Source organism: Agromyces sp. H66 (assembly GCF_004959775.1).
Lineage (GTDB): Bacteria > Actinomycetota > Actinomycetes > Actinomycetales > Microbacteriaceae > Agromyces.
The window spans coordinates 25735-50699 of record NZ_SJZG01000011.1 but is presented as its reverse complement, the minus strand read 5'-3'; the positions used below and the strand labels follow the sequence as shown (position 1 = coordinate 50699).

Here is a 24965-nt window from a genome sequence, read left to right as displayed (position 1 = left end):
CTTCCACAACATGGCCAACTTCACCCTCGAAGACGTCAAGACCCTGCGCGAGCGCCTCGGCACCGGCATGGTCGACACCAAGAACGCGCTCGTCGAGGCCGACGGCGACCTCGAGAAGGCGGTCGAGATCCTCCGCCTGAAGGGCGCGAAGGGCAACGCCAAGCGCGCCGACCGCTCCACCGCCGAGGGCCTCGTCGCCGCCGTCGACAACGGCGACGGCACCGGCACCCTCATCGAGCTCGCCTGCGAGACCGACTTCGTCGCCAAGGGCGACAAGTTCGTCGCGCTCGCCGAGCGCGTGCTCGCCGCCGTGGCGGCCGCACGCGCCGAGACCGTCGAGGCCGCCCTGGCCGCGCCGGCCGACGGCAAGACCGTCGCCGACGTGATCAGCGAGGAGGCCGCGATCCTCGGCGAGAAGGTCGAGCTGCGTCGCATCCGCCTCGTGAAGGGCGAGCACTTCGCGATCTACCTGCACAAGACGTCGAAGGACCTGCCGCCGCAGGTCGGCGTCGTGCTCGGCTACGCGGGCGACGACGCCGACACGGCGCGCAGCATCGCGCAGCACATCTCCTTCGCCGACCCCGAGTACCTCTCGCGCGACGACGTCCCGGCCGAGTCGGTCGAGAAGGAGCGCGCGATCGTGGAGCAGATCTCGCGCGAGGAGGGCAAGCCCGAGGCCGCCCTCCCGAAGATCATCGAGGGTCGCCTCGGCGCCTACTTCAAGCAGGTCGCGCTCCTCGAGCAGGACTACGCCAAGGACAACAAGCTCTCGGTGCGCAAGGTCGTCGAGGACGCGGGCCTCTCGGTGAGCGACTTCGCTCGCTTCAAGGTCGGCGCCTAGCTCAGGTGAGGGAGTCCGGTTCGCGCAAGCGATCCGGACTCCCTTTTCCGTGCGTGGACGGCTCCGCGCACGGAGCCGGCTCGAGCGGATGCCGCCGCGACGTGCACGGGCATCGATGGTCGCCGCGCGACATCCGGCACCGGCGACTACGCCGAGGTCGGTGAGCCAACTAGTTTTGAGACGGGCACGAAGGGACGGGTCGAGGATGACGGAACGCAAGCGAAGGGTGCTGCTGAAGCTGTCGGGCGAGGCGTTCGGCGGCGGGGCGCTCGGCGTCAATCCCGACGTCGTGGCCGCGCTGGCCAAGGAGATCGCGGATGCCGCGCGCACCGTCGAGGTCGCGATCGTCGTCGGCGGCGGCAACTTCTTCCGGGGCGCCGAGCTCTCGCAGCGCGGCATGGACCGCGGACGCGCCGACTACATGGGCATGCTGGGCACCGTGATGAACTCGCTCGCGCTGCAGGACTTCCTGGAGCAGGCGGGTGCCGAGACGCGCGTGCAGTCGGCGATCTCGATGACGCAGGTCGCCGAGCCGTACATCCCGCGGCGTGCGGAGCGACACCTCGAGAAGGGTCGTGTCGTCATCTTCGGCGCCGGCGCGGGGCTGCCGTACTTCTCGACCGACACGGTCGCCGCACAGCGTGCGCTGGAGATCGGCGCCGACGTCGTGCTCGTCGCGAAGAATGGGGTCGACGGCGTGTACTCCGACGACCCCCGCACCAACCCCGACGCCCACAAGATCGACCGGATCAGCTACCAGGAGGCGCTGCAGCGCGGCCTCAAGGTGGTCGACTCGACGGCGTTCAGCCTCTGCATGGACAACGGGATGCCGATGCAGGTCTTCGGCATGGAGCCGAGCGGCAACGTCACGGCCGCCATCCTCGGCGCCGAACTCGGCACCGTGGTGAGCAACGGCGTGCCGGCGTCAACTCGGTAGACTGTCCCGATAGCGAACCGAAAAGGAGCCCCCGTGATCGCGGATGTACTTTCCGATGCCACCGCACGAATGCACAAGGCCGTCGAAGTCGCCAAGGATGACTTCGCGACCGTGCGCACGGGCCGGGCGAACCCCCAGCTGTTCCAGAAGATCATGGTGAGCTACTACGGCACGCCGACGCCACTGTCGCAGCTCGCCTCGCTGCAGAACCCCGAGGCTCGCACGCTCGTGGTGACGCCCTACGACAAGGGCGCGCTGCGCGACATCGAGCAGGCGATCCGCGATACGCCAAACCTCGGTGCGAACCCCTCGAACGACGGCAACATCATCCGCGTGACGCTCCCCGAGCTCACCGAGGAGCGCCGCAAGGAGTTCGTGAAGATCGTGCGCTCCAAGGCGGAGGACGCCAAGGTCTCGGTGCGCAACATCCGTCGCAAGGCGAAGGACGACCTCGACGCCCTCAAGGGCGAGGTCGGCGACGACGAGGTGGCGCGCGGCGAGAAGGAGCTCGAGCACATCACGAAGGCCAACGTCGACGCGATCGACGATGCGCTCAAGCGCAAGGAAGCCGAACTCCTCGAGGTCTGAGGGGGCACACGATGTCGGGCGTCCCAAGGGAGGATCAGTCGGACGCCGGGGGGCACGACCGAACCGCGCGTGAAGACTTCCGTGCGCAGGTGCATGCACGGAAGGCCGACCTCGAACGGCAGCTCGAGGCCTCGAAGGCGCAGTTCGACCAGGCGCAGGAGAAGATCCAGGCGCGCACCGGTCGCAACCTGATCCTCGCGATCCTCATCGGCCTCGTGTTCGGCGGGGCGCTGCTCCTCAGCCTCCTCGTGATCAAAGAGCTGTTCATGCTCTTCGCGGTGCTGCTCGCGGGGTTCGCGAGCTACGAGCTCGCACAGGCGCTGCGCAAGGACGACTACCGCGTGCCCCGCATCCCGACCGTCGCGGTCGCGGTCGCGGCGGTGCCGGCGGCCTACTACGGCGGCGCCGGCGGGCAACTCCTCGCCGTGATCATCGGCATCGGCGTGGTCAGCCTCTGGCGGGTGGGCGAGCAGTTGGTTCCGAGCCTGCGTCGCACGGGTCCGAGCCTCCTCCGTGACCTCATCGCGGGCGCGTTCGTCCAGGGGTACGTCACGTTCCTCGCGACCTTCGCCGTCGTCCTCACGGCGGCCGAGGGCGGACAGTGGTGGACGCTCGCCTTCATCGTCACGGCCGTGGCGGCGGACACGGGGGCGTACGCGTCGGGGCTCCTGTTCGGCAAGCACCCGATGGCCCCCGTGATCAGTCCGAAGAAGACGTGGGAGGGCTTCGCCGGGGGAGCGGCGGCGAGTCTCATCGCGGGCGTGCTGCTCTCCACGCTCATGCTCGGCAACACGTGGTGGTTCGGGCTCGTCTTCGGCGCGGCGATCTTCCTCACCGCCACGCTGGGCGACCTCGCCGAGTCGCTCGTGAAGCGGGATATCGGCATCAAGGACATGAGTTCGTGGCTGCCGGGGCACGGCGGCTTCCTCGATCGGCTCGACTCGATCCTGCCCTCGGCCGCCGTCGCGTTCGTGGCGTTCCAGATCTTCGGCTGAGCGTCCGGGATAATGGTCCGGTGGATGCCACCTTCCCCCGCGCGCGAAAGCCTCACCTCGGGTACAACGTCGAACAGGTCGAGGAGTTCCTGCAGGTCGCCCGTCGAGCGTACGACGGAACAGCTCGCCCCGGCGATCCGCCGCTCAGCTCCGAGCGGATCCGGCTGACCGCCTTCGCGATGCAGAAGGGCGGGTACTCCACCGCGCACGTGGATGCCGCGCTCGAGCGCCTGGAGGACGCGTTCGCCGCCGAGGAACGCCAGGTGGCCGCTCGGCTGCACGGCACCGAGGCGTGGCTCGCCGATGCGCGCACGACCGCCCAGGTGATCACGAACCGGCTCGCCCGGCCCGAGGGCGAACGCTTCGACCGGGTGAGCCCGCTCGCCCTCGGGTACCGCGTGCGCGAGGTCGACCGGTTCGCCGACAAGCTCACCCGATACTTCCGCGACGGATGGCCGATCTCGATCGACGACGTGCGCACGGTGGTGTTCACCACGCAGCGCGGCGGCTACCGCGAGTCCCAGGTCGACCTCGTGCTCGACGCCGTCGTCGACGTCATGCTCGCGGTTCGGTGAGCCGTTCGACGAGGTCGCGACGGCTCGGATACACTCGACGCATCGTGGGCAGGCACATGGGAACGAACGAGGCGACCGTCGCCGTGCGACCGCACACGAGGGGCTCCAGTACGCGGGGTCCGGTCAAGCAGGCGGCCATCGTGCTCTTCGCCTTCGCCGCCTCGGTCAGCTTCCTCCTCGTGAACGTCGTCGACCCCTTCTCGGGCGCCACCGCCTCCTCCGACTACGCCCACGATGGCGATCGGTTCGGCGGTGCCGAGGTGCAGGCGTACGACGTCGAGGGCGACTACACCATGGGCGTCGCCCGCGAGGGATACGTCGTCGAGAAGAAGCCCGAGGTGCGACTCGCGCCCGCCTCGACGTCCTCCGACAGCGGGTGGGCGCCACCCGCCATCACCCCCGATCCGGGTTCGGCGCAGGCGTACGCCGCCGGCGCGGTGGCCGCGCGCGGCTGGCCGTCGACGGAGTTCGACTGCCTCGTCGCGCTCTGGAACAAGGAGTCGGGTTGGCGGGTGAACGCCTACAACGCCTCGAGCGGAGCGTACGGCATCCCGCAGGCGCTGCCGGGTTCCAAGATGGCGACCGCCGGCGCCGACTGGGAGACGAACGCCGCGACCCAGATCGAATGGGGCCTCGGCTACATCCAGGGCCGCTACGGCTCGCCCTGCGGCGCCTGGGCGCACTCGCAGGACGTCGGCTGGTATTGAGCCGACGGCCGGCCGTGCGGCCCGCAGTCGGCCGCAGCGGGAGGCATCGAACGGATGCCTCGAGCCACCGATCGGCGACCCTAGACTGGAACCATGGCGCGCTCGAACCGATCCCGGGGACGTGCGGCCCGGGCGCGTGAGCCGCATCCCGAACTCGACGTCGAGCGCATGACGGCCGGCTGGCGACGCACCGAGGTCCGCGGCGGACGCGAATGGAACGTCCAGCCCGTCTCCGAGTTGCAGGCCGTGAAGGCGTATCTCTGCCCCGGCTGCGGACTCGAGGTGGCGCCCGGCATCGCCCACCTCGTGGTGTGGCGTGCCGACGGCGTGCTCGGCGACGCCGCCGACCTGGCCGCCCGCCGCCATTGGCACACCCACTGCTGGAGGATCGTCACCCCGTGAACCACGAGAACCAGGTCGAGATCAGGGCCGGCGTCGAGCTGCCGGCGCTCCGCGAGGAGATCGAGCTGCACACCGCCGACGGGCTCACGCTCGTGGGGGAGCTGGCCACGCCGGTCGACCGGCCGCCGGTCGCCACGCTCGTGACGCTGCATCCGCTGCCGACCGCCGGCGGGTTCATGGATTCCCACATCCTGCGGAAGGCGGCCGCCCGGTTGCCCGCCCTGGCCGACCTGGCGGTGCTGCGGTTCAACACCCGCGGCACCACCTCGCCGCGCGGCACGAGCGAGGGCTCGTTCGGCGAGGGCATCGAGGAGCGGGCGGATGTCGCGGCCGCGATGGCGTTCGTCGCCGAGCGCGGCCTGCCGAACCCCTGGCTGGTGGGCTGGTCGTTCGGCACCGAGCTCGCGCTCAAGTACGGGCTCGAGCACGGCATCGCCGGGGCCGTGCTGCTCTCGCCGCCGCTGCACCGCACGAGCGAGGAGGAACTCCGTCGCTGGAACGCCTCGTCGGCGCCCATCGTCGCCCTCATCCCCGAGCACGACGACTTCCTGAAGCCCGATGCCGCTGCCGAGCGATTCGCAGTGCTGCCGCGCGTGCGCCGCATCGACGTGGCGGGCGGCAAGCACCTCTGGGTCGGCGAGTCGCAGACCCGCCGGGTGCTCGAGGAGATCGTCGCGGCCGTCAATCCGTCGGCGCTGCCGTTGCCGACCACCTGGCCCGCGGCATCCGCCACCGGGTGAGCACCGGCCGACGGGCTCGGCCGAGCCTGCGTCGAGCGCGGGATCAGAGCTCGTTCTGGCGCGGGATCACGACCTGCTTGATGATGAGCAGCATCGACGCCGCGAACGGGATGGCGATGAGCGCGCCGAGGATGCCGAGGAGCGATCCGCCCGCGAGGGCCGCGACCACGACGAGCGCACCGGGCACCTTCACGGCGCGGGTCATGATGCGCGGGCTCAGGAAGTACGCCTCGACCTGCATGTAGATCAGGTAGTAGATCGCGGCGACGAGCGCCGTGAGCGGGGAACCGAGGCCCGGGATGAGGCACACCAGCACGATCAGCACCGAGCCCGAGAGGGTGCCGACCAGCGGCACGAGCGAGAACAGGAACGCGAGGAAGGCCAGGACGGCCGGGAACGGCGCCTTGATGATCGAGAGGAAGATGAAGCTCAGGATGCCGTTCACGGCGGCGAGCGACACCTGGCCGAGCACGTAACGCCCCACCGACTGGGTGATCTGCTCGGTCAGGTCGGCGAACCGCGCGCGCTTCGAGGCGGGCACGAGCTGGTAGCTCGCGCGCTTCATGCTGTTGAGGGATGCCGCGAAGTAGAGCGTGAGGATGAGCACGATCACGACCGCGAACAGGCCCGTGCCGAAGGCGATCGCCACCTGCAGTACGCCGCCCGCGAGCTCGCTCAGCTTCTCGGGGTTGGTGAAGAAATCGGTGATCGCCGCCGACACCTGCTGCTGCAGGTCGCTGATCGCGAGCTGCGGGAACTGCTCCTCGAGCGACTCCACCCACTCGAAGCTGCTCACCCGCCGGAAGATGGCCGGGATCTCCTCGACGAGCTGGCCCACCTGGTCGACGATGATCGGCACCACCGCGAGCACCAGCGCGGCGAGCAGGAGGCCGACACCGGTCATGACGATGACGATCGCCGCCCAACGCGGAAGCCCCCGGCGCTCGAGCCAGCTGATCGCCGGGTCGAGGCCGAGGGCCAGGAAGAGTGCCGCGCCGACGTACGCGATGATCGTCGACAGGGTCGCGATGGACGTGAGGATGAGCAGGCCGACGCCGACCCCGAGCGTTCCGACGAGTCCGATTCGGAACGCGTTCTGGATCTTCATCGGCTGACGCGGGTCGCCCGGACTAGCGGCGCGACTCCGCGGCCACCTGCTCGGCCTGCGTCAGCACGCCGCGCAGGCTCTCGAAGTAACCGGCCACCGCATCGCGCTCGATCTTGATCTGCGAGAGGCGGTCCTCGGCGTCGGCGACGAGGGCACGCGTGCGCTCCTCGGCGTCGGCGATGAGCTTGCGGGCCTGGTCGTGCGCCGCGGAGATGCGCTCGCGCGCCTCCTCGTCGGCCCGGTCGCGGACGGCGGCGATCTCGGTGCGAACCTTCGTCTCGAGTCGCTCGGCCTCGGCGCGGCTCTCGGCCGTGCGGGCCACGGCCTCGGCGAGTTCGGCGTTGGCGTCGTCGAGGAACTTCTGCGTCTGCGCGGCGGCCTCCTGGTGCGCCGTGAGCATCTCCTGCTCGGCCTCGTCGCGCTTGCGGGTGAGTTCGGCCTCGAGGTCGAGGTGGGCCTTCTCGATCTCGCGACGCATCCGGTTGACCTCGTGGGTGGTCTTCTTGCGCATCGAGGTCAACTGGTTGTCGAGGTCGATACGGGCCTGCTCGGCCTCGGCCTCGAAGTCGGCGCGCGCCTGCTCCTGCTCGAGGGCGAGGTCGGCACGCATCTGGTCGAGGTCGGCGGCGTGCTTGGCGCGGATGCGCTCGAGCTCGTGCTGCAGCTTGAGGCGCGCGGCCTCCGCCTCGCGCTCGCGGTCGACCTTGGCCTGCTCCTTCTGCTGCGCGAGCTCCTCACGGCTGGCCTCGAGCTCGCGATCGAGGTCGGTGCGGGCCTGCTCGAGCTCGTGCACGAGGGCGGCGCGCCGCTCGGCGATCTCGGCCTCGATGCCGGCGCGTGCCTCGGCGGTCTCGCGCTCGAGGTCGAGTCGCGCCTGCTCGGTCTCGCGGGCCAGGTCGATGCGGGCCTGCTCGGTCTCCTTCGCGAGCTCGGCCCGGGCACGGTCGAGCTCGATCGCGACCTCGGCTCGCGTCTGCTCGGTCTCCTGGGCGAGGCCGGCGGCGGTGGCCCGGGCCTCGTTGGCCTCGGTGTTCGCGGCGACGAGGATCTCGGACGCCTTGCGCTCGGCCGCCGCGACGGTGGCCGCCGCCTCGCGCTTGGCGCTCGACCGGAGCTCGGCGGACTCGGTGGCCACGGCGCCGCGGATCGCGGCGGCGTCGCGAGCGGCCTCCTGGCGGAGCTGCTCGCTCGCCTCGTGCGCGCGGGAGACCATGTCGTCGGCCTCGGCCCGCGCGTTCTCGAGCACGCGGTTGGCCTGGGAGCGGGCCTCGCTGAGGGTGCGCTCGGCGACCTCGTGCGCGTCGGAACGCATGAGGTGCGCCTCGTCCTCGGCGGCCCGGCGGAGCTTCTCGGCGTCGATGTCGGCCTGCGCGATGAGGCGCGTCGACTGCTCTTCGGCCACGCGAAGCGTGTTCTCGAGCTTGGTGCCGAGTCCGGAGAACGTCGGGCTGCCGACCTCCTCGAGCTCTGCGGTGAGTTCGTCGATGCGGGCGAGGAGACGCTTGTTCTCCTTGGCCTGCTCGGCGAGCTGGTTGTTCGCGTTGATGATGTCGCGTCGGAGCCCGTTGAGGCTCTTGTCGACTTCATCCTTGTCGTATCCGCGGAACACCTGCGTGAACTCGGTCTCTTCGACGGCCATTCTTCCTCCGGGCTCTGTCCCGCGTTCGTGGGGGCTCATGCGGGATGTGTCGATTGTACGGGCACGGGCGACTCCTCGTGCACGCTGCCCACAGGCTGTGGTTAGGAGACTCCCAGACACCGCCGGTAGTGTGGAATGTCTTTGTTCGAAGCCGCCGCCGGCGGCACCGGAGGTTTGTTCGTGCGCTTCGCCCTCGCCATCGTGGCCTTCGTCGCCGCGGCCGTGATGATCGGGTTCGGCATCGCCCAGCGCACCGTCTATCTCGACCCCGATCGCGTGACGCTCTCAAGCGAGTTCGAGGGGCAGGCGGCCTACGTCGTCGTCGAACCCGAGGCGCTCGGCGCCTACCCCGGCAAGCAGACGCTGACGGTGTCGGGTTCCGAGACGGTGTTCCTGGCGTACGGCCGTGCTTCCGACGTCGAGGCCTGGCTCGGCGACGAACCGTACGTCGCCGTGCGCTACGACGCCGAGACCGAGGCGCTCACGAGCGAGGTCGTGACGGGGGCACCCGTGGCCGACGACGGCTCGACCGGCACGGAGACGCCGACGACCCCGCCGGCGACCCCCGAGGCCGAGGCCGAGGCCACGCCCGACCCCGCGGCGTCCCCGGCCGGATCCGACCTCTGGCTCGACGAGTTCACCGACGAACGATCCCTCACCACCACGATCGACGTGCCCGAGGGCATCTCGGTGCTGCTCGCGAGCGACGGCACGGCGCCCGCGCCCACCGACCTCGAGGTCTCCTGGCCGCTCGACAACTCCACCCCGCTGGCGGGTCCGCTGATCGCCGGCGGCGCGCTCGTGTTCCTCGTCGGCGTCGCCCTGCTCATCTCGGGCTTCGTGCACCACCGCCGCTCGCGTGGTCCGCGCCGCAACCTCCCGGGCGGGCGGCGCGGAAAGCTCCCGAGCGCGCCCAAGCCGCCCTCGATCCGTCGCAGCCAGGTGACGGGCGGGAGCCGCCGCGCCATCGGGCGGGCCAAGCGCATCGCCCTCGTCCCGTTGATCGCCGTGCCCGCGCTCGCGCTGACGGCCTGCTCGCCCGACTACTGGCCGAGCTTCGACCAGGCACCCCCGTCGACCGCTCCGGCGACGACGTCGACGCCCTCGCCCACGGACGCACCCGTCGAGGAAGAGGACGAGGCCATGGAGCCCGCGGTCACCGTGCCGCAGATGGAGCGCATCATGCGCCGCGTCGCGGTCTTCACCGACGAAGCCGACAAGGCCCTCGACGCCGAGGCCATCGCGCAGCGCTTCGACGGCCCGGCACTCGAGGCCAGGCTGGCCAACTACGCGATCCGGGCGACCCTGCCCGACCATGCCGCGCCCGTGGCGGTCCCGGCGTCGCCGCTCACCCTGACGCTGCCCCAGCAGGTGGCGGGCTGGCCCGCGAGCGGACGCACGGTGCTCACGATCGCGCAGAACTCCGACCCCACGATCGCCCCGACGGCGCTCGTGCTGCAGCAGGCGACGCCGCGCGACAACTACAAGATCGTCTACGCCATGTCGCTCGCGCCCGACGCCGACGTGCCCGAGGTGGCACCCGCGTCGATCGGCGCCCCGCTCATCTCGCCCGAGTTCAAGGGTCTCGTGATGCTGCCCGGCCAGGTCGCCGCGGCCTACGCCGACGTGCTGCTGCTGGGCGACGCATCCGAGTACTACGAGTTCTTCGACCCCGAGGGCGACGTGCTGCAGGAGCAGCTCGGCGTCACCGGCCAGGCGGCCGCGGCCGCCGACCTGCCCGAGACGGCCGACATCGCGTTCTCGAACGCCGTCGGGGACGGCCCGACGGTGGCCCTCGCCACGAACGACTCGGGCGCGCTGGTGACCGTGTCGATCGAGCAGACCGAGAAGGTCGCGCCCAACGACGGCGGTACGATCGGCTTCCAGGAGGGCGCCCCGGGCGCCGCGCTCTCGGGCTTCACCGAGAAGAGCGCGAAGGGCGTGCAGCGCGTCATCGGCGTGCAGCTCCTGTTCTACGTGCCGAGCGTCGGCTCGGATGAGAAGATCCGCCTTCTCGGCTGGTCCGAGAGCCTGATCGGAGCATCGGAGGTACCGTGACCGACCCCACCCCGCCGAGCGCACTGCGCGGAGCCGTCGACCTCTCCGCGCTCGTGCAACGTTCGCAGACCACCCCGCAGCACGGGCAATCGACGCAGGCGCCGGCCGGCGGCGACGCGATCGTGTTCGAGACGGATGACGCGGCATTCGGCTCCGTGCTCGAACTCTCGCGCACCGTTCCGGTCGTCGTCGTGCTGTGGGCCTCGTGGAGCGAGCAGTCGACGCAGCTCGTCGCCACGCTCGAGCGGCTGGTGCGTGCGCGCGAGGGGCGTCTCGTGCTCGCCGCCGCCGATGCCGATCGCAGCCCTCAGCTCGTGCAGGCGTTCCAGGCCCAGGGCATTCCCATGGTCGTCGCGGTGGTGGCCGGCCAGCCCGTGCCGCTGTTCGCGGGGGTCCAGCCCGACGAGGTGATCGGGCAGGTGTTCGACCAGCTGCTCGAGCTCGCCGCGCAGCACGGCGCGTCCGGACGGGTCGAGACCGGCGCGGAGCCCGGCGCCGAGTCCGCCGAACCGGCCGAGCCGCCCCTGCCGCCGCTCCACCAGGAGGCGTACGACGCGATCGAGCGCGGCGACTTCGACGCCGCGGCATCCGCCTACCGAACGGCGATCGCGCAGGATCCGCGCGACGCGCTCGCCGTGGCCGGCCTGGCCCAGGTCAACCTCCTCGCACGCCTGCAGGGCAAGACGCTCGACGAGATCCGGGCCGCCGCGGCATCCGCCCCGGACGATGTCGATGCGCAGCTCGACGTGGCCGACCTCGACCTCTCGGGCGGTCACGTCGAGGACGCGTTCGACCGGCTGCTGACGCTGTTCCCGAAGCTCGACGCCGACGGCAAGAAGCGCGTGCGCGAACGCCTCGTCGAGCTGTTCGAGGTCGCCGGCACCGAGGATCCGCGCGTCATCGCGGCCCGTCGACGGCTCACCAACCTGCTGTTCTGAGGTCCGGCGCCGGCGAGCCGACCCGACCAGCGGTCACTCCGGCGCGAACCACACGGCCGCGAGCGGCGGCAGCGTGAACACGCCCGACGCGGGACGACCCGCCCACGGGGCATCCGTCGCGTCGACCGCGCCGAGGTTGCCGACGCCCGAACCGCCGAACTCCGTGGCATCCGAGTTCAGCACCTCGCGCCAGCGCCCGGTCGAGGGAAGCCCCAGACGGAAGCCCACGTGCGGGCGCCCCGCGAAGTTCACCACGCAGAGCAGCGGCCGGCGGTCGCGGTCGTAGCGGAGGAACGCGATCACGTTCTCGGCGGCGGCCCCGCCCTCGATCCACTCGAAGCCCGCGGCGTCGTCGTCGAGCTGCCACAGTGCCGGGGTCGACCGGTAGGCGCGGTTCAGCGAGCCGACGAACTCGGCGAGTTGCCGGTGGCTCGGCTGGTCGAGGATCCACCAGTCGAGGCCGCGCTCCTCGCTCCACTCCGAGAGCTGACCGAACTCCTGCCCCATGAACAGCAGCTGCTTGCCCGGGTGCGCCCACATGTAGGCGAGGTAGGCGCGCGTGTTGGCGAGCTGCTGCCAGTGGTCGCCCGGCATCTTGCGCAGCAGCGACCCCTTGCCGTGCACGACCTCGTCGTGGCTGATCGGCAGCACGAAGTGCTCGCTGAACGCATACAGGAACGAGAACGTGAGCTCGCCATGGTGATGGGACCGGTACATCGGGTCCTTCCGGATGTACTGCAGCGTGTCGTGCATCCAGCCCATGTTCCACTTGAAGCCGAAGCCGAGCCCGCCCGACGTGGTCGGTGCCGTCACGCCGGGCCAACTCGTCGACTCCTCGGCGATCATCACGATGCCGGGATTGCGCTTGTACGCCGTCGCGGTTGCCTCCTGCAGGAACCCGATGGCCTCCAGGTGCTCGCGGCCGCCGTGGATGTTCGGCAGCCACTCGCCCGGTTCGCGCGAGTAGTCGAGGTACAGCATGGACGCGACCGCGTCGACGCGCAGGCCGTCGACGTGCATCTCCTCGAGCCAGAACAGGGCGTTCGCCACCAGGAAGTTGCGCACCCGCGGGTTTCCGTAGTCGAAGACGAGCGTGCCCCAGTCCTTCTGCTCGCCGCGACGCGGGTCGGGGTGCTCGTAGAGCGGTTCGCCGTCGAAGCGCGCGAGCGCCCAGTCGTCCTTCGGGAAGTGGCCCGGCACCCAGTCCATGATCACCCCGATGCCGGCGCGGTGCAGCCGATCGATGAGGTGTTTGAGGTCGTCGGGGGAGCCGAAGCGGCTGGTCACGGCGAAGTAGCCGGTCACCTGGTAGCCCCAGGAACCGCCGAAGGGATGCTCCGCCAGCGGCATGAACTCGACGTGCGTGTAGCCCAGCCAGTCGAGGTACTCGATGAGCTCGTCGGCGATGTCGCGGTAGCCCTTGCCGGGGCGCCATGATCCGAGGTGGAGCTCGTAGATGCTCATGGGGAGCTCGTGCGGATTCGCGTGCGTCCGTCGCGACATCCACTCGTCATCGCCCCACACGTGCGAACTCGTGCTCACCACCGATGCGGTGGCGGGCGAGACCTCGGCCTGCCGGGCCATCGGGTCGGCCTTCATGACCCACTCGCCGCTCGGCGTGAGGAGTTCGAACTTGTAGATCGTGCCCGGCGGCAGGTCGGGCACGAACAGCTCCCAGACCCCCGTGCCGCCCATGCTGCGCATGGCATGGCCCGCGCCGTCCCAGCGGTTGAATTCGCCGACGACGCGCACCGCGCGCGCGTGCGGGGCCCAGACCGTGAAACCCGTGCCGCGCACCCCGGCGCCCGCGCCCCAGTGCTCGCGGTGGTGCGCGCCGAGCACGCGCCAGAGCTCCTCGTGCCGGCCCTCGCCGATGAGGTGCAGGTCGAGGTCGCCGATCGTCGGGGCGAACCGGTACGGATCGTCGCTCGTCCACTCGTCGTCGCCGTAGCGCGCCCGCACCCGGTAGCCGGTGGGGCCGAAGTCGCCCTCGCCCGCCCAGATGCCGTGCCCGATGTGGCCGAGCGACACGACCCGGCCGTCGTCGAGGATCGCCTCGACGGCGTCGGCGAGCGGCCGGCGGGCGCGGATGACGGTGTGCACGCCAGGCGTGCCGGCCACGTCGAACCCGTGCTGGCCGAGCACGGCGTGCGGGTCGAAGTACCGGCCCTCGGCGACGGCCGCCAGCACGTCGTCGTGCACCGCGGGGCCGGTGCGAGGCATCCGGTCGGTCGTCTCGGGCTCGTGCTCGGGCTCCGTCTCTGGCCGGTCAGGCATCGTCGCCCCCATCCGCGTCTCGCACGACGTGCAGGACGTGCGCGGGTTGCGTGAACGCGTCGAGCCGGACGTAGTTCGCGGCGCTCCAGGTCCAGCGATCGCCGGTGACGAGGTCGGCGACCTCGAAGCGGGCGCCGGGCTCGAGGCCGATGGCGGCGAGGTCGAGATGCACGGTGGTCTCCCTGACGGAGTGGGGGTCGACGTTCGCGACGACGATGATCGTGTCGTCGACGCCGCTGGGCGTGAAGCGCCCCTCGAGGTGCTTCGAGTACACGAGCACGGCGTCGTCCTCGCTCGCGTGGATGCGGAGGTTGCGCAGCTGGCCGAGCGCCGGGTGCTCGGCGCGGATGCGGTTCAGGATGCCGAGGTACAGCGCGAGCGAGCGCCCCTCGCGCTCGGCGGCGGCGAAGTCGCGCGGCTTGTACTCGTACTTCTCGTTGTCGATGGCCTCCTCGGCGCCGGGCCGGGCCACCGATTCGAACAGCTCGAAGCCCGAGTACACGCCCCAGGTCGGCGCGGCGGTCGCCGCGATGGTCGCGCGCACCGTGAACGCCGCCGGACCGCCGAACTGGAGGTACTCGGTGAGGATGTCGGGAGTGTTGACGAACAGGTTCGGCCGCATGAAGTCGGCGGTGTCCTGCGTCACGCTCGTCAGGAACTCCTCGAGCTCGGCCTTGGTGTTGCGCCAGGTGAAGTACGAGTACGACTGCTGGAAGCCCACCATCGCGAGGGCCTGCATCATCGCGGGCCGCGTGAACGCCTCGGCGAGGAACACGACGTCGGGGTCGGTCGCATTGATGTCGCCGATGAGCCGCTCCCAGAATGCGAGCGGCTTCGTGTGCGGGTTGTCGACGCGGAAGATGCGCACGCCCTGCTTCATCCAGTGCCGCACGATGCGGGTCACCTCGACGACGAGGCCCTCGAAGTCGTCGTCGAAGTCGATCGGGTAGATGTCCTGGTACTTCTTCGGCGGGTTCTCCGCGTAGCGGATGGTGCCGTCGGGCAGCTGCGTGAACCAGTTCGGGTGCTCCGTCACCCACGGGTGGTCGGGGGAGGCCTGCAGCGCGAGGTCGAGGGCGATCTCGATGCCGAGCGCGGCGGCCCGCCGCACGAACGCGCGGAAGTCGGCGAGCGAGCCGAGGTCGGGATGCACGGCGTCGTGGCCGCCGGGGGTGCCGTCTCTGAGTGGGCCTCCGATCGCCCACGGCGAGCCGGGGTCGAACGGGCCCGGGTCGAGCGTGTTGTTGCGGCCCTTGCGGTTCGTGACGCCGATCGGGTGGATGGGCGGGAGGTACACCACGTCGAAGCCCATGGCGGCGACGCCGTCGAGGCGCTTGGCCGCGGTGCGGAACGAGCCGCTGCGCCAGCGGCCGTCCTTGAACCGGCGCGCTCCCTCGGAGCGCGGGAAGAACTCGTACCACGAGCCGACGCCCGCGCGGCGGCGCTCCACGAGGATCTCGTGCTCGGGGGAGTCGGTCGCGAGCCGCGTGAGCGGGCGCGGGCCGAACTCCTCGAGGATCGGGTCGTCGATGAGGGCGCGGCGGTGGGCCGCGGATGTCGCGCCGTCGCGCAGCGCGGCGGCGAGCGTCGTGAGCCGCGTCCGCACGGCGCGGGTGCGGGATGTCTCGGCCGCCGCGCGGTCGAGGAGGCGCGCGCCGATCTCGAACATGAGCTCGACGTCGACGCCCGCATCCACCTTGAGCGCGGCGTCGTGCCGCCAGGTCGCGACCTCGTCGTCGAATCCCGTCACGTGCCAGTGCCAGATGCCCTGCTCTTCGAGCAGCGCCTTCGCCTCCCAGCGGTCGGTGCCCGGCGCCAGCGGCGACATCCGCTCGCGCGTGACCCTGCCCGACGGGCTCGTGAGCACGAGCATGGCGCCGACCATGTCGTGCCCCTCTCGGAACACGGTCGCCCGGAACGGCACGACCTCGCCCTCGAAGGCCTTCGGTCTCCACCGCGCGTCGGGGAGCGCGGGGGTGACCCGGGTCACCGGAATCCGGCCGGCCAGCACTGCGTTGGTCGTCACGTTCCGACCGTAGCGCGGATCGGTCGACCAGGCGCGGTGATCGCCGTGCGGCGTGATCGCGTTTCCCGTGACTGAGGAGATCGCGGCGTCCGAGGGCGGATTCTGCGGGGACGACCTGAGAACGCCGGATCTCCTCGGTTACGGGTGGGAGGCCGCGGTGTGGGCGCGGGGGCTCAGCCGCCGAGCGTCGGCGGGCGGAGCTCCTCGGGTGCGGAGCCCACGCCGGCGAGCACGCGATCCGGGCGAACGAGGGCGATCGGGTGGTCGAGGGAGCCCGCTCGGCCGCCGTCGAGCAGTTCCTCCTCCCGCACGACGACCACGGGCAGGCCACGCCAGCGCGGCCCCTCGAGGTCTGGCGTGGCATCGCCGGCCCGGGTCCGCACGACCCAGCACCACCCGGTGCCGGGCAGGCGTGCGGAGAGCCGGCGTCCGTCGGCGAGCTCGGGATCGGGAAGGCGTCGTCCCGCACCGGGACCCGCGTCCATCGGTCCGTCGGGATAGGCGGTCTCCAGCATCCCCGCTCCACGACCGAGCCGCGCGTGCAGGCGGGGGAGTGCGAGCGCGCGAGGGGCGATCCATCCGAGCACGCGTCGGATTCCGCGGTTGCGCACGGTGATCAGCGCCGTCATCCTGGCCACGGTCGCGACCATCTTCGCTCCGGCGGCGCGGCGCTCGCGCTCGTAGCTGTCGAGCAGCGCTTCGGCGGCCGCCCGACTTTGTGCCCGCCCGGACTCGGCGAGCTTCCAGACCAGGTTGTGGGCGTCCTGGATGCCGGTGTTCAGGCCCTGCCCGCCCACGGGGCTGTGCACGTGCGCGGCGTCTCCGGCGAGGAACACCCGACCCCGCCGGTAGGCGTCCGCGACGCCGTGGCTGAGCGTGAATCGCGAGGTCCAGCCGACATCTCGGGCGCCGAAGTCGAGCCCGGTGCGCTCGGCGATCAGGTCGTCGAGGTACGCCGCGTCGATCGTCCTCTCCTCCGCGTCGTCGACGTGCGCGATGATCCGCCAGCGACCGGGCTCCGGCACGGGCACGATGATCAGGAGGCCCTCCGGCGCGAGATAGGCGTACCCCTCGTCCTCGACCAGCGGCGCCGTGCCCGCGACATCCGCGAGCAGGAATCGCACCCCGGATTCGCGACGGTCGAGTCGCAGCCCGATCTGGTCGCGCACGGTGCTGCGGCCGCCGTCGCAGCCGATCACCCATCGGGCTCGGACCTCCTGCGGTTCGCCGCCGACCTCGATCCTCGCAACGACGTGATCGCCTCGGTCGTCGAGGTCGGCGAACGTGGTGCCCCACTCAACGGCGCCACCGAGGTTCTGGAGGTGCTGCTCGAGTACCTGCTCGGTGGCGTACTGCGGGATCGACAGCCAGAACGGGTAGGACGTGTCGCCCCAGGGGAGTCCGAGGAGGTCCACCCTCGTCGGGCGCCTCCCGGGCCCGGCGTGTGCGTTCAGGGCGGCGAACGGCACCCCGGCCTCGAGCATCGCGTCGGCGACTCCCATCGTCTCGAGCACCTCCATGGTGCGGGCGTGCGTGACAAGGGCCTTCGAATGCGTCGACAGTCCCTGCTTGCGGTCGACGATGCGCACCGTCAGTCCGAGTCGGAGGGCCTCGCAGGCCGCGGTCAGGCCGGTCGGGCCGGCGCCGACGACGAGCAGGTCGACGTCGACGGGCGAGGGCGGCTGGGGGAGGTCGGGCGCACGGTTCGGGGAAGGGGTCATGTCGACATCGTATCAAAATGAGACACGTATGTCTCGTTTCGGCTGGGTTCCGGATATGGTGGAAACCATGGATGCCTCCTCGCCCGCCCCGACGCGCCGAAGCGACGTCGCCCGCCACCGTGAGATGCTCATCGCCGCGGCCACCGAGGAGTTCACCCGCAATCCCGAGGCCTCGATGGGCGACATCGCTCGGGCGGCCGAGTTGACGCGGGCGACCGTCTACCGCCACTTCGCGAACCGGGAGGCGCTCGAGGCGGCCATCCGCTCGGATGCGCTCGACCGGGCCTCCGGGGCGCTCGCCGACTGCCGACTCGACGACGGCACGGCGGTGGAGGTGCTGGGCCGGGTGATTCGAGCGCTGAGCGCGCAGGCCATGAGTCTCCGGTTCATGGTGCTGCAGGCTCCTGATTCCGACCCGGAGTTCCTCGCCCGGCGCGCACAGGTGTTGTCGCCCCTTGCAGACGTCGTCAGGCGGGGGCAGCGCGAGGGTCTCCTCGATGATCGTCTCTCACCCGAGTGGATCGTCACGACGATGGCGTCGCTGCTCGTCGCGGCGGTGCGCGCCGCGCCGTCGCCCGACGTCGAGGTGGCGGAGTTGGTGCATCGCACGCTGATGTTCGGGGTCGCGAAGCCCGCGGGCGACTGAGCGCCTCATGGAGCACACGGCGAGGGTGTTTCCCGAACCGGAGCGTCGGGCGTCAATCGGGAAGAGCCTGGACACCCGCTGCACCCGCGGCAGCACGGAGCCGCTCGTCCAGCGTGGCAAGCGGCATCCCAGTGCGCTCGGCGAGTTCGAGGTAGGCCGCGTCGTACGCGCTGAGTTTGTGCGCTGAGGCGACGGCCAGGATCGATGCCATCGATGGCGCCGGAGCCACCTCGATCGGGAGTGACCGCAGCGTCGAGGCGAACAGCACGGCCTTCGCCTCGACCAGTCGTCTCCTCCGCTGGGCGACGGTCAGTGCGTTCGCGATCTCGAAGACCCAGATCGACGGCGCGATCGCGCTGTCGGTGCGAAGCCGAGTCAGGAGCTCATCCGTTTCTACGGTCGACTCGTCCTCGAAGCACCATGCGAGCGTGACCGAGGCGTCGAGTACGAATGACATCAGTACCGACGTCCGTTCTCGATGAGGTCGCGCGTGTGAAGGCCGTCGAGTCGCACTCCCTTTCGGGCTTCGAGCAGCGCATCGACGAGGTCGTCGACCGCAGGACGCACGTCGAAGGGTACGAGTTTCGCGACGGGCCGGCCGTGCTTGGTGATGACAACCGTCTCACCGTCGCCGGCGCGTTCCAGCAGCGACGAGAAGTGCGTCTTGGCGTCGTAGGCGCTGATCGTGCTCATGTAATCAGACTAGTCGTAGACTAGTTTTTCCTCAAGGATCTGCCCGCACATACGGGAGTTGGCCGCGGGTCGTGGCCTCACGAATCCCCGAGTGTTCGGATCAGGGGTCCGTGGTGAAGACCACTTCGACAGCAATATCGACTGCTGGTGACGCCGTCCCCGCAGACCAGCCTGTTCACCCTCGCGGCACTGGCGGCCGATATCGAGGAGCTCACCGGGTTTCCGGTCGATGTCGTCGCTGACTCCGGCGTGTCCGGCTCGGCCGCCGCAACGCGCATCGTGCAGGAAGCCGTTCCTCTCTGATGGATGAATCGACGGGCAGAGGTGCGCGGTTCAGCCGAGCACCTCGACGCGAGACATCCGATCGGTCCGAGCGCGACCGTCTGAATGTCGTGACCGAACTCGCCGAGATCGACGAACGGCTCGAACGAGTGCGCCGGTCGGATCGCAAGGACTTCCATGACGGATCACCGTCATATGACTCGGCGTCGATCGCCGTCGTGCGGCTGACCGGGTTGCTCGAGCGGTCGGAGTTCTCCGACCTTCGTGAGGTGCTGACCGAGGAGGAATCCCGAAGTCTCCGGACGATCCGCAACATCATCTCGCACGGTGGCTACGCCGACATGAACGGCGACGTGTTCTGGGCGACCGTCATCACGCATCTGCCCGACCTCGTGCGCCGGCTCCGCGACGCGTGACCGTCCGAGACGGCACCCCAAGGCGCCCGGAATCCGACGTTCACACGTTCGTCACGCGCTCGCCTTAGGGTGAAACCCGTGAAGCCCATCCGCAAGTTCACCGTCCGTGCCGTCGTCCCGGGCGCGCTCTCGGCCCTCGAAGAGCTCGCGGGGAACCTGCGATGGTCGTGGCACGAGCCCACCAAACGCCTGTTCGAGCACATCGACCCGGCCGTCTGGCAGGGCTCGCGACGCGACCCCGTCGCCTTCCTCGGCGAGGTGGACCCGGCGCGTCTCGCCGAGCTCGCGGCCGACGGCGACTACGTCGAGTGGGCCGAGCGCGAGCGGGCGGGCCTGCGCGAGTACCTCGCCGAGCCGCGCTGGTTCCAGTCGCTCGGTGCGGATGCGCCGCGACTCGTCGCCTACTTCTCACCCGAGTTCGGCATCACCGCCGCCCTGCCGCAGTACTCGGGAGGACTCGGCATCCTCGCGGGCGATCACCTGAAGGCGGCATCCGACCTCGGGGTCCCGCTCGTCGGCGTCGGCCTGTTCTACAAGGCGGGGTACTTCTCGCAGTCGATCTCGCCCGACGGGTGGCAGCAGGAGCGCTACCCCGTGCTCGACCCCGACGGACTGCCGCTCTCGGTGCTGCGGCGCCCTGACGGCGCGCCCGTGCAGGTGACCCTCGCCCTTCCCGACGACCGGTCGCTGCACGCGCGCGTCTGGAAGGCCGCGGTCGGCCGCATCACGCTGCTCATGCTCGACACCGGCATCCCGGCGAACACCGACGAGCTGCGCTCGGTGACCGACCGGCTCTACGGCGGCGGCGGCGAGCACCGGCTGCTGCAGGAACTCCTGCTCGGCATCGGCGGCGCCCGCGCCGTGCGCGCCTACACCGAGCTCGCAGGGCTGCCGTCGCCCGACGTGTTCCACATGAACGAGGGGCACGCCGGATTCCTCGGGCTCGAGCGCATCGCCACGCACATCGCCGAGGGCCTCTCGTTCGCCGAGGCGCTGCAGGTCGTGCGCGCCGGCACCGTGTTCACGACGCACACGCCCGTGCCCGCCGGCATCGACCGCTTCGACCGGGGACTCGTCGAGCGCTACCTCACGAGTTCGCTGCTGCCGGGCGTGGAGCCCGCCGACGCGCTCGCCCTCGGCGTCGAGCCCGGCGCCGACCCCGAGACGAGCGCCTTCAACATGGCCGTCATGGGGCTGCGGCTCGCCCAGCACGCCAACGGCGTCTCGAAGCTGCACGGCAAGGTGAGCCGGCGCATGTTCGGCGACCTCTGGCCAGGCTTCGACGCCGATGAGGTGCCGATCACGTCGATCACCAACGGCGTGCACGCGCCGACCTGGACCGACCCGGCGCTCGTCGGCCTCGCCGAGTCGACGCTCGGCACCGCCGACACCGAGCACGCCGACTGGCTGAGCCCCGCCCTCTCCGACGGCGAGTTCTGGAACGTCAAGCGACGGATGCGACTGCAACTCGTCGAGGACGCGCGCCGTCGCCTCGCCGCGGCGTGGTCGGAGCAGCACGGCGGCGCGTCGGCGCCGGCCTGGGTGACGCAGGTCCTCGATCCCGACACGCTCACGGTGGGCTTCGCCCGGCGCGTGCCGACGTACAAGCGCCTCACGCTGATGCTGCAGGACCCCGAGCGACTGAAGGCGATCCTCACGAACCCCGAGCGGCCCGTGCAGTTCGTGATCGCGGGCAAGTCGCATCCGGCCGACGACGAGGGCAAGCGGCTCATCCAGCAGCTCGTGCAGTTCGCGCAGCAGCCCGAACTGCGCGAGCGCATCGTGTTCCTGCCCGACTACGACATGGGCATGGCCGAGCTGCTCTACCCCGGCTGCGACGTGTGGCTGAACAACCCGCTGCGGCCGCTCGAGGCGTGCGGCACGTCGGGCATGAAGGCCGCCATGAACGGCGCGCTCAACCTCTCGATCCTCGACGGCTGGTGGGCCGAATACGCGGGCGACGACTACGGCTGGGTGATTCCGTCGGCGGATGCCGCGGGCGATGCGGGGGAGCGCGACGCCCTCGAGGCGTCCGCCCTCTACGACCTGCTCGAGCACCGCGTCGTGACCCGGTACTACGAGCGCGACGGCGACGGCGTGCCCGTGGAGTGGGTGCGCCGGGTGCGGCAGACGCTCGCGACGCTCGCGCCCGACCTCGGCGCCGACCGCATGGTGAAGGAGTACGTCGAGCGGCTCTACCGCCGGGCCGCCGAGCATGCGGCGAAGGTGGAGGCCGACGGCGACCGGGGGGCCCGCGACCTCGCCGCGTTCGACGCGCGGGTGCGGGCCGCGTGGCCGAACGTGCACGTGACGCACGTGGAGTCGGGCGGCGTGGAGTCGCCGCATGTCGGCGACGCGTTGCGACTGCGTGCGTACGTCGAGCTCGACGGGCTCGCGCCCGACGATGTCGCCGTCGAGGTCGTCTACGGTCGCAGCCGCTCCGACGAGACGATCGAGGACGTGCGGCGCACGGCGCTCGAACCCGATGGGGCTCCGGATGCCTCGGGCCCCCGCCTGTACACGGGCACCGTCGTGCTCGACCGCGCGGGAGCATTCGGGTACACGGTGCGCGTGGTGCCGCGGCATCCGCTCATGCTCTCGCCCGCGGAGCTGGGACTGGTCGCGGTCGCGGGCTGAGGGGCACCGGCACCTCCGTCGCGTCGCGTCGCGCCGCGTCATGAATGGCGGATATACGATCGGGCGCGCCGGGTTCGGGTGCGAATCCGCGGGGTGGCGGATCGTATATCCGCAGAATCGGGCACTTCGCCCCTCCGGGCTGAGCAGCGCGGGCGGGTCAACGCTCGCGGGCGATCGGGGCGTAGCGGCCCGAGGTCACCCTGATGAGGTCGTCGGGCGCGAGCTCGAGGTCGAGGCCGCGGCGTCCGCCCGACACGTAGACCGTCTCGCAGAGGATCGCCGACTCGTCGAGCACGGTCGGCAGCGCCGTCTTCTGCCCGATGGGGCTGATGCCGCCCACGACGTACCCGGTCTTCCGCTCGGCCACGGCGGGATCGGCCATCTCCGCGCGCTTGCCGCCGAGCGCCTGCGCGAGCGCCTTGAGGTCGAGCTGCAGCGCGACCGGCACGATCCCGACCGCGAGCGCGCCGTCGACGCTCGCGAGCAGCGTCTTGAACACCCGATCGGGGTCGAGTCCGAGCTTCTCGGCGGCCTCCAGCCCATAGGCCGCGGCCCGCGGGTCGTGCTCGTACGCGTGCACCGTGAACGCGATGCCCGCCCTGGCGAGCGCGACCGTCGCAGGCGTGCCGGCCGAGGCATCCGCTCGCCTGGCCATCATCGCTCCCCGTGGGCGCGGAACAGCACCATCGACAGCGGCGGCACCGCGATGCGCTCGCCCGGCGCGTGGTCGGCGCCGACGTCGACGGGCTCGTCGCCCGAGGAGTCCCACAGTCGCGTGTAGCCCGTGACGCCCTCGTGCGTCGGCAGCGACACCTCGGTCTCGGTCTCGTGCGCGTGCACGACGAGCAGGATGCGGTTGAACGCCTCGAACTCGGGCGTCGACGCCGCGAGGTACTGCAGCGTGCGCTGCTCGGGGGAGTGCCAGTCGTCGATGGTCATCGTCGTGCCCTCGGCGTTGAACCAGTCCATCTGCGAGGCGCTCGGGGTCGATTCACCGAACCGGCCGAACCGCACCGGCCGGATCGCCGGGTTCTCGGCGCGCAGGCGCAGCAGTCGCCTCGTGGTCGCGAGAAGTCTCGCGTCGAGCTCGCTGTCGCTCCACGCGAGCCAGGTGAGCTCGGAGTCGTGGCAGTACGCGTTGTTGTTGCCGCGCTGGCTGCGTCCGTACTCGTCGCCGGCCGTCAGCATCGGCACGCCCGCCGAGAGCAGCAGGGTGGCGAGCAGGTTCCGGATGCTCCGCCGACGCGCCGAGAGGATGCTCGCGTCATCCGTCTCGCCCTCGACGCCGTGGTTGTACGAGTTGTTGTTGTCGGTGCCGTCACGATTGGCCTCGCCGTTGCCGAGGTTGTGCTTCGTGTCGTACGCGGTCAGGTCGGCGAGCGTGAAGCCGTCGTGCGCCGTGACGAAGTTGAGGCTCGCGAGCGGCCCGCGCTCGACCGAGAAGGTGTTCGACGAGCCGGCGAGGCGGGTGGCGAACCGGCCGATGCCGCTGCCGGCGGTGCCGGTCTCGCGCTCCCGACGCAGGTCGCCGAGCCAGAAGTCGCGCATGCGATCGCGGTAGCGGTCGTTCCACTCGCTGAACCCCGCGGGGAAGTTGCCGGTCTGCCAGCCGCCGGGGCCGACGTCCCACGGCTCGGCGATGAGCTTCGTGTCGCCGACCACGGGGTCGTCGAGCATCGCCTGCAGCAGCGGATGCTCGGGCGTGTAGGCGCCGTGGTCGTCGCGGCCGAGTGTCGCCGCGAGATCGAGCCGGAACCCGTCGACCTGCAGCTCGTCGGCGAAGTACCGCATCGAGTCGAGCACGAGTCGTCTGGCCGGCTCGCGGCCGAAGTCGAGCGTGTTGCCGCATCCGGTCGTGTCGACGTACCGGCCGTGCGCGTCGTGCCGGTAGTACGCCGCGTTGTCGATGCCGCGGAACGAGTACGTCGGCCCCTGGCGACCCTCCTCGGCGGTGTGGTTGTAGACGACGTCGAGCACGACCTCGAGGCCGGCCTCGTGCAGCCGCCGCACCATGCCGGCGAACTCGCGCCGCACCGCGTGGGCGCCCTCGGCCTGCGCGGCAGCCGTGGCATACGGCGCATGCGCGGCGAAGAACGCGAGCGTGTTGTAGCCCCAGTAGTTCGGGCGGCCCTGCCGAACGAGTCGCTCCTCGGAGACGAACGCGTGCACGGGCAGGAGCTCGACGGTCGTGACGCCCAGCCCCGTGAGGTATTCGAGCGACGCGTCGTGGGCGAGGCCGGCATACGTGCCGCGAAGCGGCTCGGGGATTCGGTCGTTCAGCTTCGAGAAGCCGCGCACGTGCGCCTCGTACACGACGGTGTGGTCGAGCGGGATACGGGGCTTCGTCGTGCCCGACCAGTCGAAGCCGCCGTCGACGAGCGCCTCGAGCGCGACCCCGCGCCACGACCCGTCGGCGACCGGGACGAGCCCACGCGCGTACGGGTCGAGCAGCGTGTGCGCCGGGTTGAACGCGTGCTCGAGGCCCACGGGGCCGTCGACGCACAGGCCGTAGCGGGCGCCCGGGACGAGCGCCGCGGATGCCGCTTCCCACACGCCGTGCTCGTCGCGCACGAGCGGGGCGCGCGACGTCGCCCAGCCCACGTCGCCGTCGTCGAACACCTCGAGTTCGATCGAGGTCGCGTGCTCTGACCAGACCCGGATCGTGCCGCCGTCGGGACCCGTGCGGACGCCGAGGTCGTGCAGGGGGTCGGGCGCGGGCATGCGATCTACAGTAGTTCG

The 24965-nt window shown here is 70.9% G+C and carries 23 protein-coding genes; 14 read left to right on the top strand and 9 right to left on the bottom strand.

Annotated features, from left to right (window positions below; all coding sequences use genetic code 11):
- Positions 1-10: 10 nt before the first annotated feature.
- The 8 genes from tsf to EZM51_RS16340 all read left to right on the top strand — a co-directional run bounded on the left by tsf (position 11) and on the right by EZM51_RS16340 (position 5785).
- Positions 11-841 carry a translation elongation factor Ts gene (gene tsf, locus EZM51_RS16375; protein ID WP_136709379.1) on the top strand — a complete coding sequence of 277 codons (831 nt, stop codon included), beginning with the start codon at positions 11-13 and terminating at the stop codon, positions 839-841.
- A gap of 205 nt (positions 842-1046) precedes the next feature.
- A complete protein-coding gene (gene pyrH / locus EZM51_RS16370; RefSeq protein WP_136709378.1) occupies positions 1047-1778 on the top strand; it encodes a UMP kinase in 732 nt (243 codons plus the stop codon).
- Between the two features lie 33 nt (positions 1779-1811).
- On the top strand, positions 1812-2366 hold the full coding sequence (gene frr / locus EZM51_RS16365; protein WP_136709377.1) for a ribosome recycling factor: 555 nt from the start codon (positions 1812-1814) through the stop codon (positions 2364-2366).
- Positions 2367-2455: 89 nt separating this feature from the next.
- Positions 2456-3361 carry a phosphatidate cytidylyltransferase gene (locus EZM51_RS16360; protein WP_248305711.1) on the top strand — a complete coding sequence of 302 codons (906 nt, stop codon included), beginning with the start codon at positions 2456-2458 and terminating at the stop codon, positions 3359-3361.
- 20 nt (positions 3362-3381) lie between these two features.
- On the top strand, positions 3382-3936 hold the full coding sequence (locus EZM51_RS16355) for a DivIVA domain-containing protein (protein WP_136709375.1): 555 nt from the start codon (positions 3382-3384) through the stop codon (positions 3934-3936).
- 56 nt (positions 3937-3992) lie between these two features.
- Positions 3993-4643 carry a lytic transglycosylase domain-containing protein gene (locus EZM51_RS16350; RefSeq protein WP_136709454.1) on the top strand — a complete coding sequence of 217 codons (651 nt, stop codon included), beginning with the start codon at positions 3993-3995 and terminating at the stop codon, positions 4641-4643.
- Between the two features lie 93 nt (positions 4644-4736).
- Complete coding sequence (locus EZM51_RS16345; protein ID WP_211195959.1) at positions 4737-5045, top strand: hypothetical protein; 309 nt, start codon at positions 4737-4739, stop codon at positions 5043-5045.
- The gene (locus tag EZM51_RS16340) at positions 5042-5785 is read left to right on the top strand and encodes an alpha/beta hydrolase (RefSeq protein WP_211195958.1); all 744 of its coding nucleotides are present in this window, start codon (positions 5042-5044) and stop codon (positions 5783-5785) included. The genes EZM51_RS16345 and EZM51_RS16340 overlap by 4 nt, the downstream gene beginning before the upstream one ends.
- Positions 5786-5828: 43 nt before the next feature.
- Here EZM51_RS16340 and EZM51_RS16335 read toward each other — a convergent pair whose 3' ends face one another.
- Positions 5829-6893 (bottom strand): AI-2E family transporter, encoded by a 1065-nt coding sequence (locus EZM51_RS16335; RefSeq protein WP_136709374.1) that lies wholly within the window; start codon positions 6891-6893, stop codon positions 5829-5831.
- A 22-nt stretch (positions 6894-6915) separates the two neighbouring features.
- The gene (locus EZM51_RS16330; protein WP_136709373.1) at positions 6916-8532 is read right to left on the bottom strand and encodes a DivIVA domain-containing protein; all 1617 of its coding nucleotides are present in this window, start codon (positions 8530-8532) and stop codon (positions 6916-6918) included.
- A gap of 135 nt (positions 8533-8667) precedes the next feature.
- Between EZM51_RS16330 and EZM51_RS16325 the strand changes: the two genes are divergently transcribed.
- Entirely contained in the window at positions 8668-10590 is a 1923-nt protein-coding gene (locus EZM51_RS16325; protein WP_136709372.1) for a hypothetical protein, read from the top strand.
- Positions 10587-11528 carry a tetratricopeptide repeat protein gene (locus tag EZM51_RS16320; RefSeq protein ID WP_136709371.1) on the top strand — a complete coding sequence of 314 codons (942 nt, stop codon included), beginning with the start codon at positions 10587-10589 and terminating at the stop codon, positions 11526-11528. Before EZM51_RS16325 ends, EZM51_RS16320 begins: the two co-directional genes overlap by 4 nt.
- 33 nt (positions 11529-11561) lie before the next feature.
- On the opposite strand, the gene glgB is transcribed toward EZM51_RS16320, so the two are convergent.
- The 3 genes from glgB to EZM51_RS16305 form a co-directional block, all read right to left on the bottom strand.
- Positions 11562-13751, bottom strand: coding sequence for a 1,4-alpha-glucan branching protein GlgB (gene glgB / locus EZM51_RS16315; RefSeq protein WP_136709451.1), 2190 nt, complete (start codon positions 13749-13751; stop codon positions 11562-11564).
- 46 nt (positions 13752-13797) lie between these two features.
- Positions 13798-15831: a maltotransferase domain-containing protein gene (locus EZM51_RS16310; RefSeq protein ID WP_211195957.1), complete on the bottom strand. Its 2034-nt coding sequence runs from the start codon at positions 15829-15831 to the stop codon at positions 13798-13800.
- Between the two features lie 173 nt (positions 15832-16004).
- A complete protein-coding gene (locus EZM51_RS16305) occupies positions 16005-17552 on the bottom strand; it encodes an FAD-dependent monooxygenase (protein ID WP_136709370.1) in 1548 nt (515 codons plus the stop codon).
- A 67-nt stretch (positions 17553-17619) separates the two neighbouring features.
- On the opposite strand from EZM51_RS16305, the gene EZM51_RS16300 reads away from it, so the two are divergent.
- A complete protein-coding gene (locus EZM51_RS16300; RefSeq protein ID WP_169053946.1) occupies positions 17620-18198 on the top strand; it encodes a TetR/AcrR family transcriptional regulator in 579 nt (192 codons plus the stop codon).
- 52 nt (positions 18199-18250) lie between these two features.
- Here EZM51_RS16300 and EZM51_RS16295 read toward each other — a convergent pair whose 3' ends face one another.
- Both EZM51_RS16295 and EZM51_RS16290 read right to left on the bottom strand, forming a co-directional pair.
- A complete protein-coding gene (locus tag EZM51_RS16295) occupies positions 18251-18655 on the bottom strand; it encodes a type II toxin-antitoxin system VapC family toxin (protein WP_136709368.1) in 405 nt (134 codons plus the stop codon).
- Positions 18655-18891: a type II toxin-antitoxin system prevent-host-death family antitoxin gene (locus EZM51_RS16290; protein ID WP_136709367.1), complete on the bottom strand. Its 237-nt coding sequence runs from the start codon at positions 18889-18891 to the stop codon at positions 18655-18657. The genes EZM51_RS16295 and EZM51_RS16290 overlap by 1 nt, the downstream gene beginning before the upstream one ends.
- A 147-nt stretch (positions 18892-19038) precedes the next feature.
- Between EZM51_RS16290 and EZM51_RS20635 the strand changes: the two genes are divergently transcribed.
- The 3 genes from EZM51_RS20635 to glgP all read left to right on the top strand — a co-directional run bounded on the left by EZM51_RS20635 (position 19039) and on the right by glgP (position 22226).
- Positions 19039-19194, top strand: a complete 156-nt coding sequence (locus EZM51_RS20635) for a hypothetical protein (RefSeq protein WP_169053945.1) — start codon at positions 19039-19041, stop codon at positions 19192-19194.
- Between the two features lie 89 nt (positions 19195-19283).
- Complete coding sequence (locus tag EZM51_RS16285) at positions 19284-19589, top strand: antitoxin (RefSeq protein ID WP_136709366.1); 306 nt, start codon at positions 19284-19286, stop codon at positions 19587-19589.
- Between the two features lie 78 nt (positions 19590-19667).
- The gene (gene glgP, locus EZM51_RS16280) at positions 19668-22226 is read left to right on the top strand and encodes an alpha-glucan family phosphorylase (RefSeq protein ID WP_136709365.1); all 2559 of its coding nucleotides are present in this window, start codon (positions 19668-19670) and stop codon (positions 22224-22226) included.
- A 157-nt stretch (positions 22227-22383) separates the two neighbouring features.
- On the opposite strand, the gene ybaK is transcribed toward glgP, so the two are convergent.
- Both ybaK and glgX read right to left on the bottom strand, forming a co-directional pair.
- Positions 22384-22881 carry a Cys-tRNA(Pro) deacylase gene (gene ybaK, locus EZM51_RS16275; protein ID WP_136709364.1) on the bottom strand — a complete coding sequence of 166 codons (498 nt, stop codon included), beginning with the start codon at positions 22879-22881 and terminating at the stop codon, positions 22384-22386.
- The gene (gene glgX / locus EZM51_RS16270; protein ID WP_136709363.1) at positions 22881-24947 is read right to left on the bottom strand and encodes a glycogen debranching protein GlgX; all 2067 of its coding nucleotides are present in this window, start codon (positions 24945-24947) and stop codon (positions 22881-22883) included. Before glgX ends, ybaK begins: the two co-directional genes overlap by 1 nt.
- Between the last annotated feature and the right edge of the window lie 18 nt (positions 24948-24965).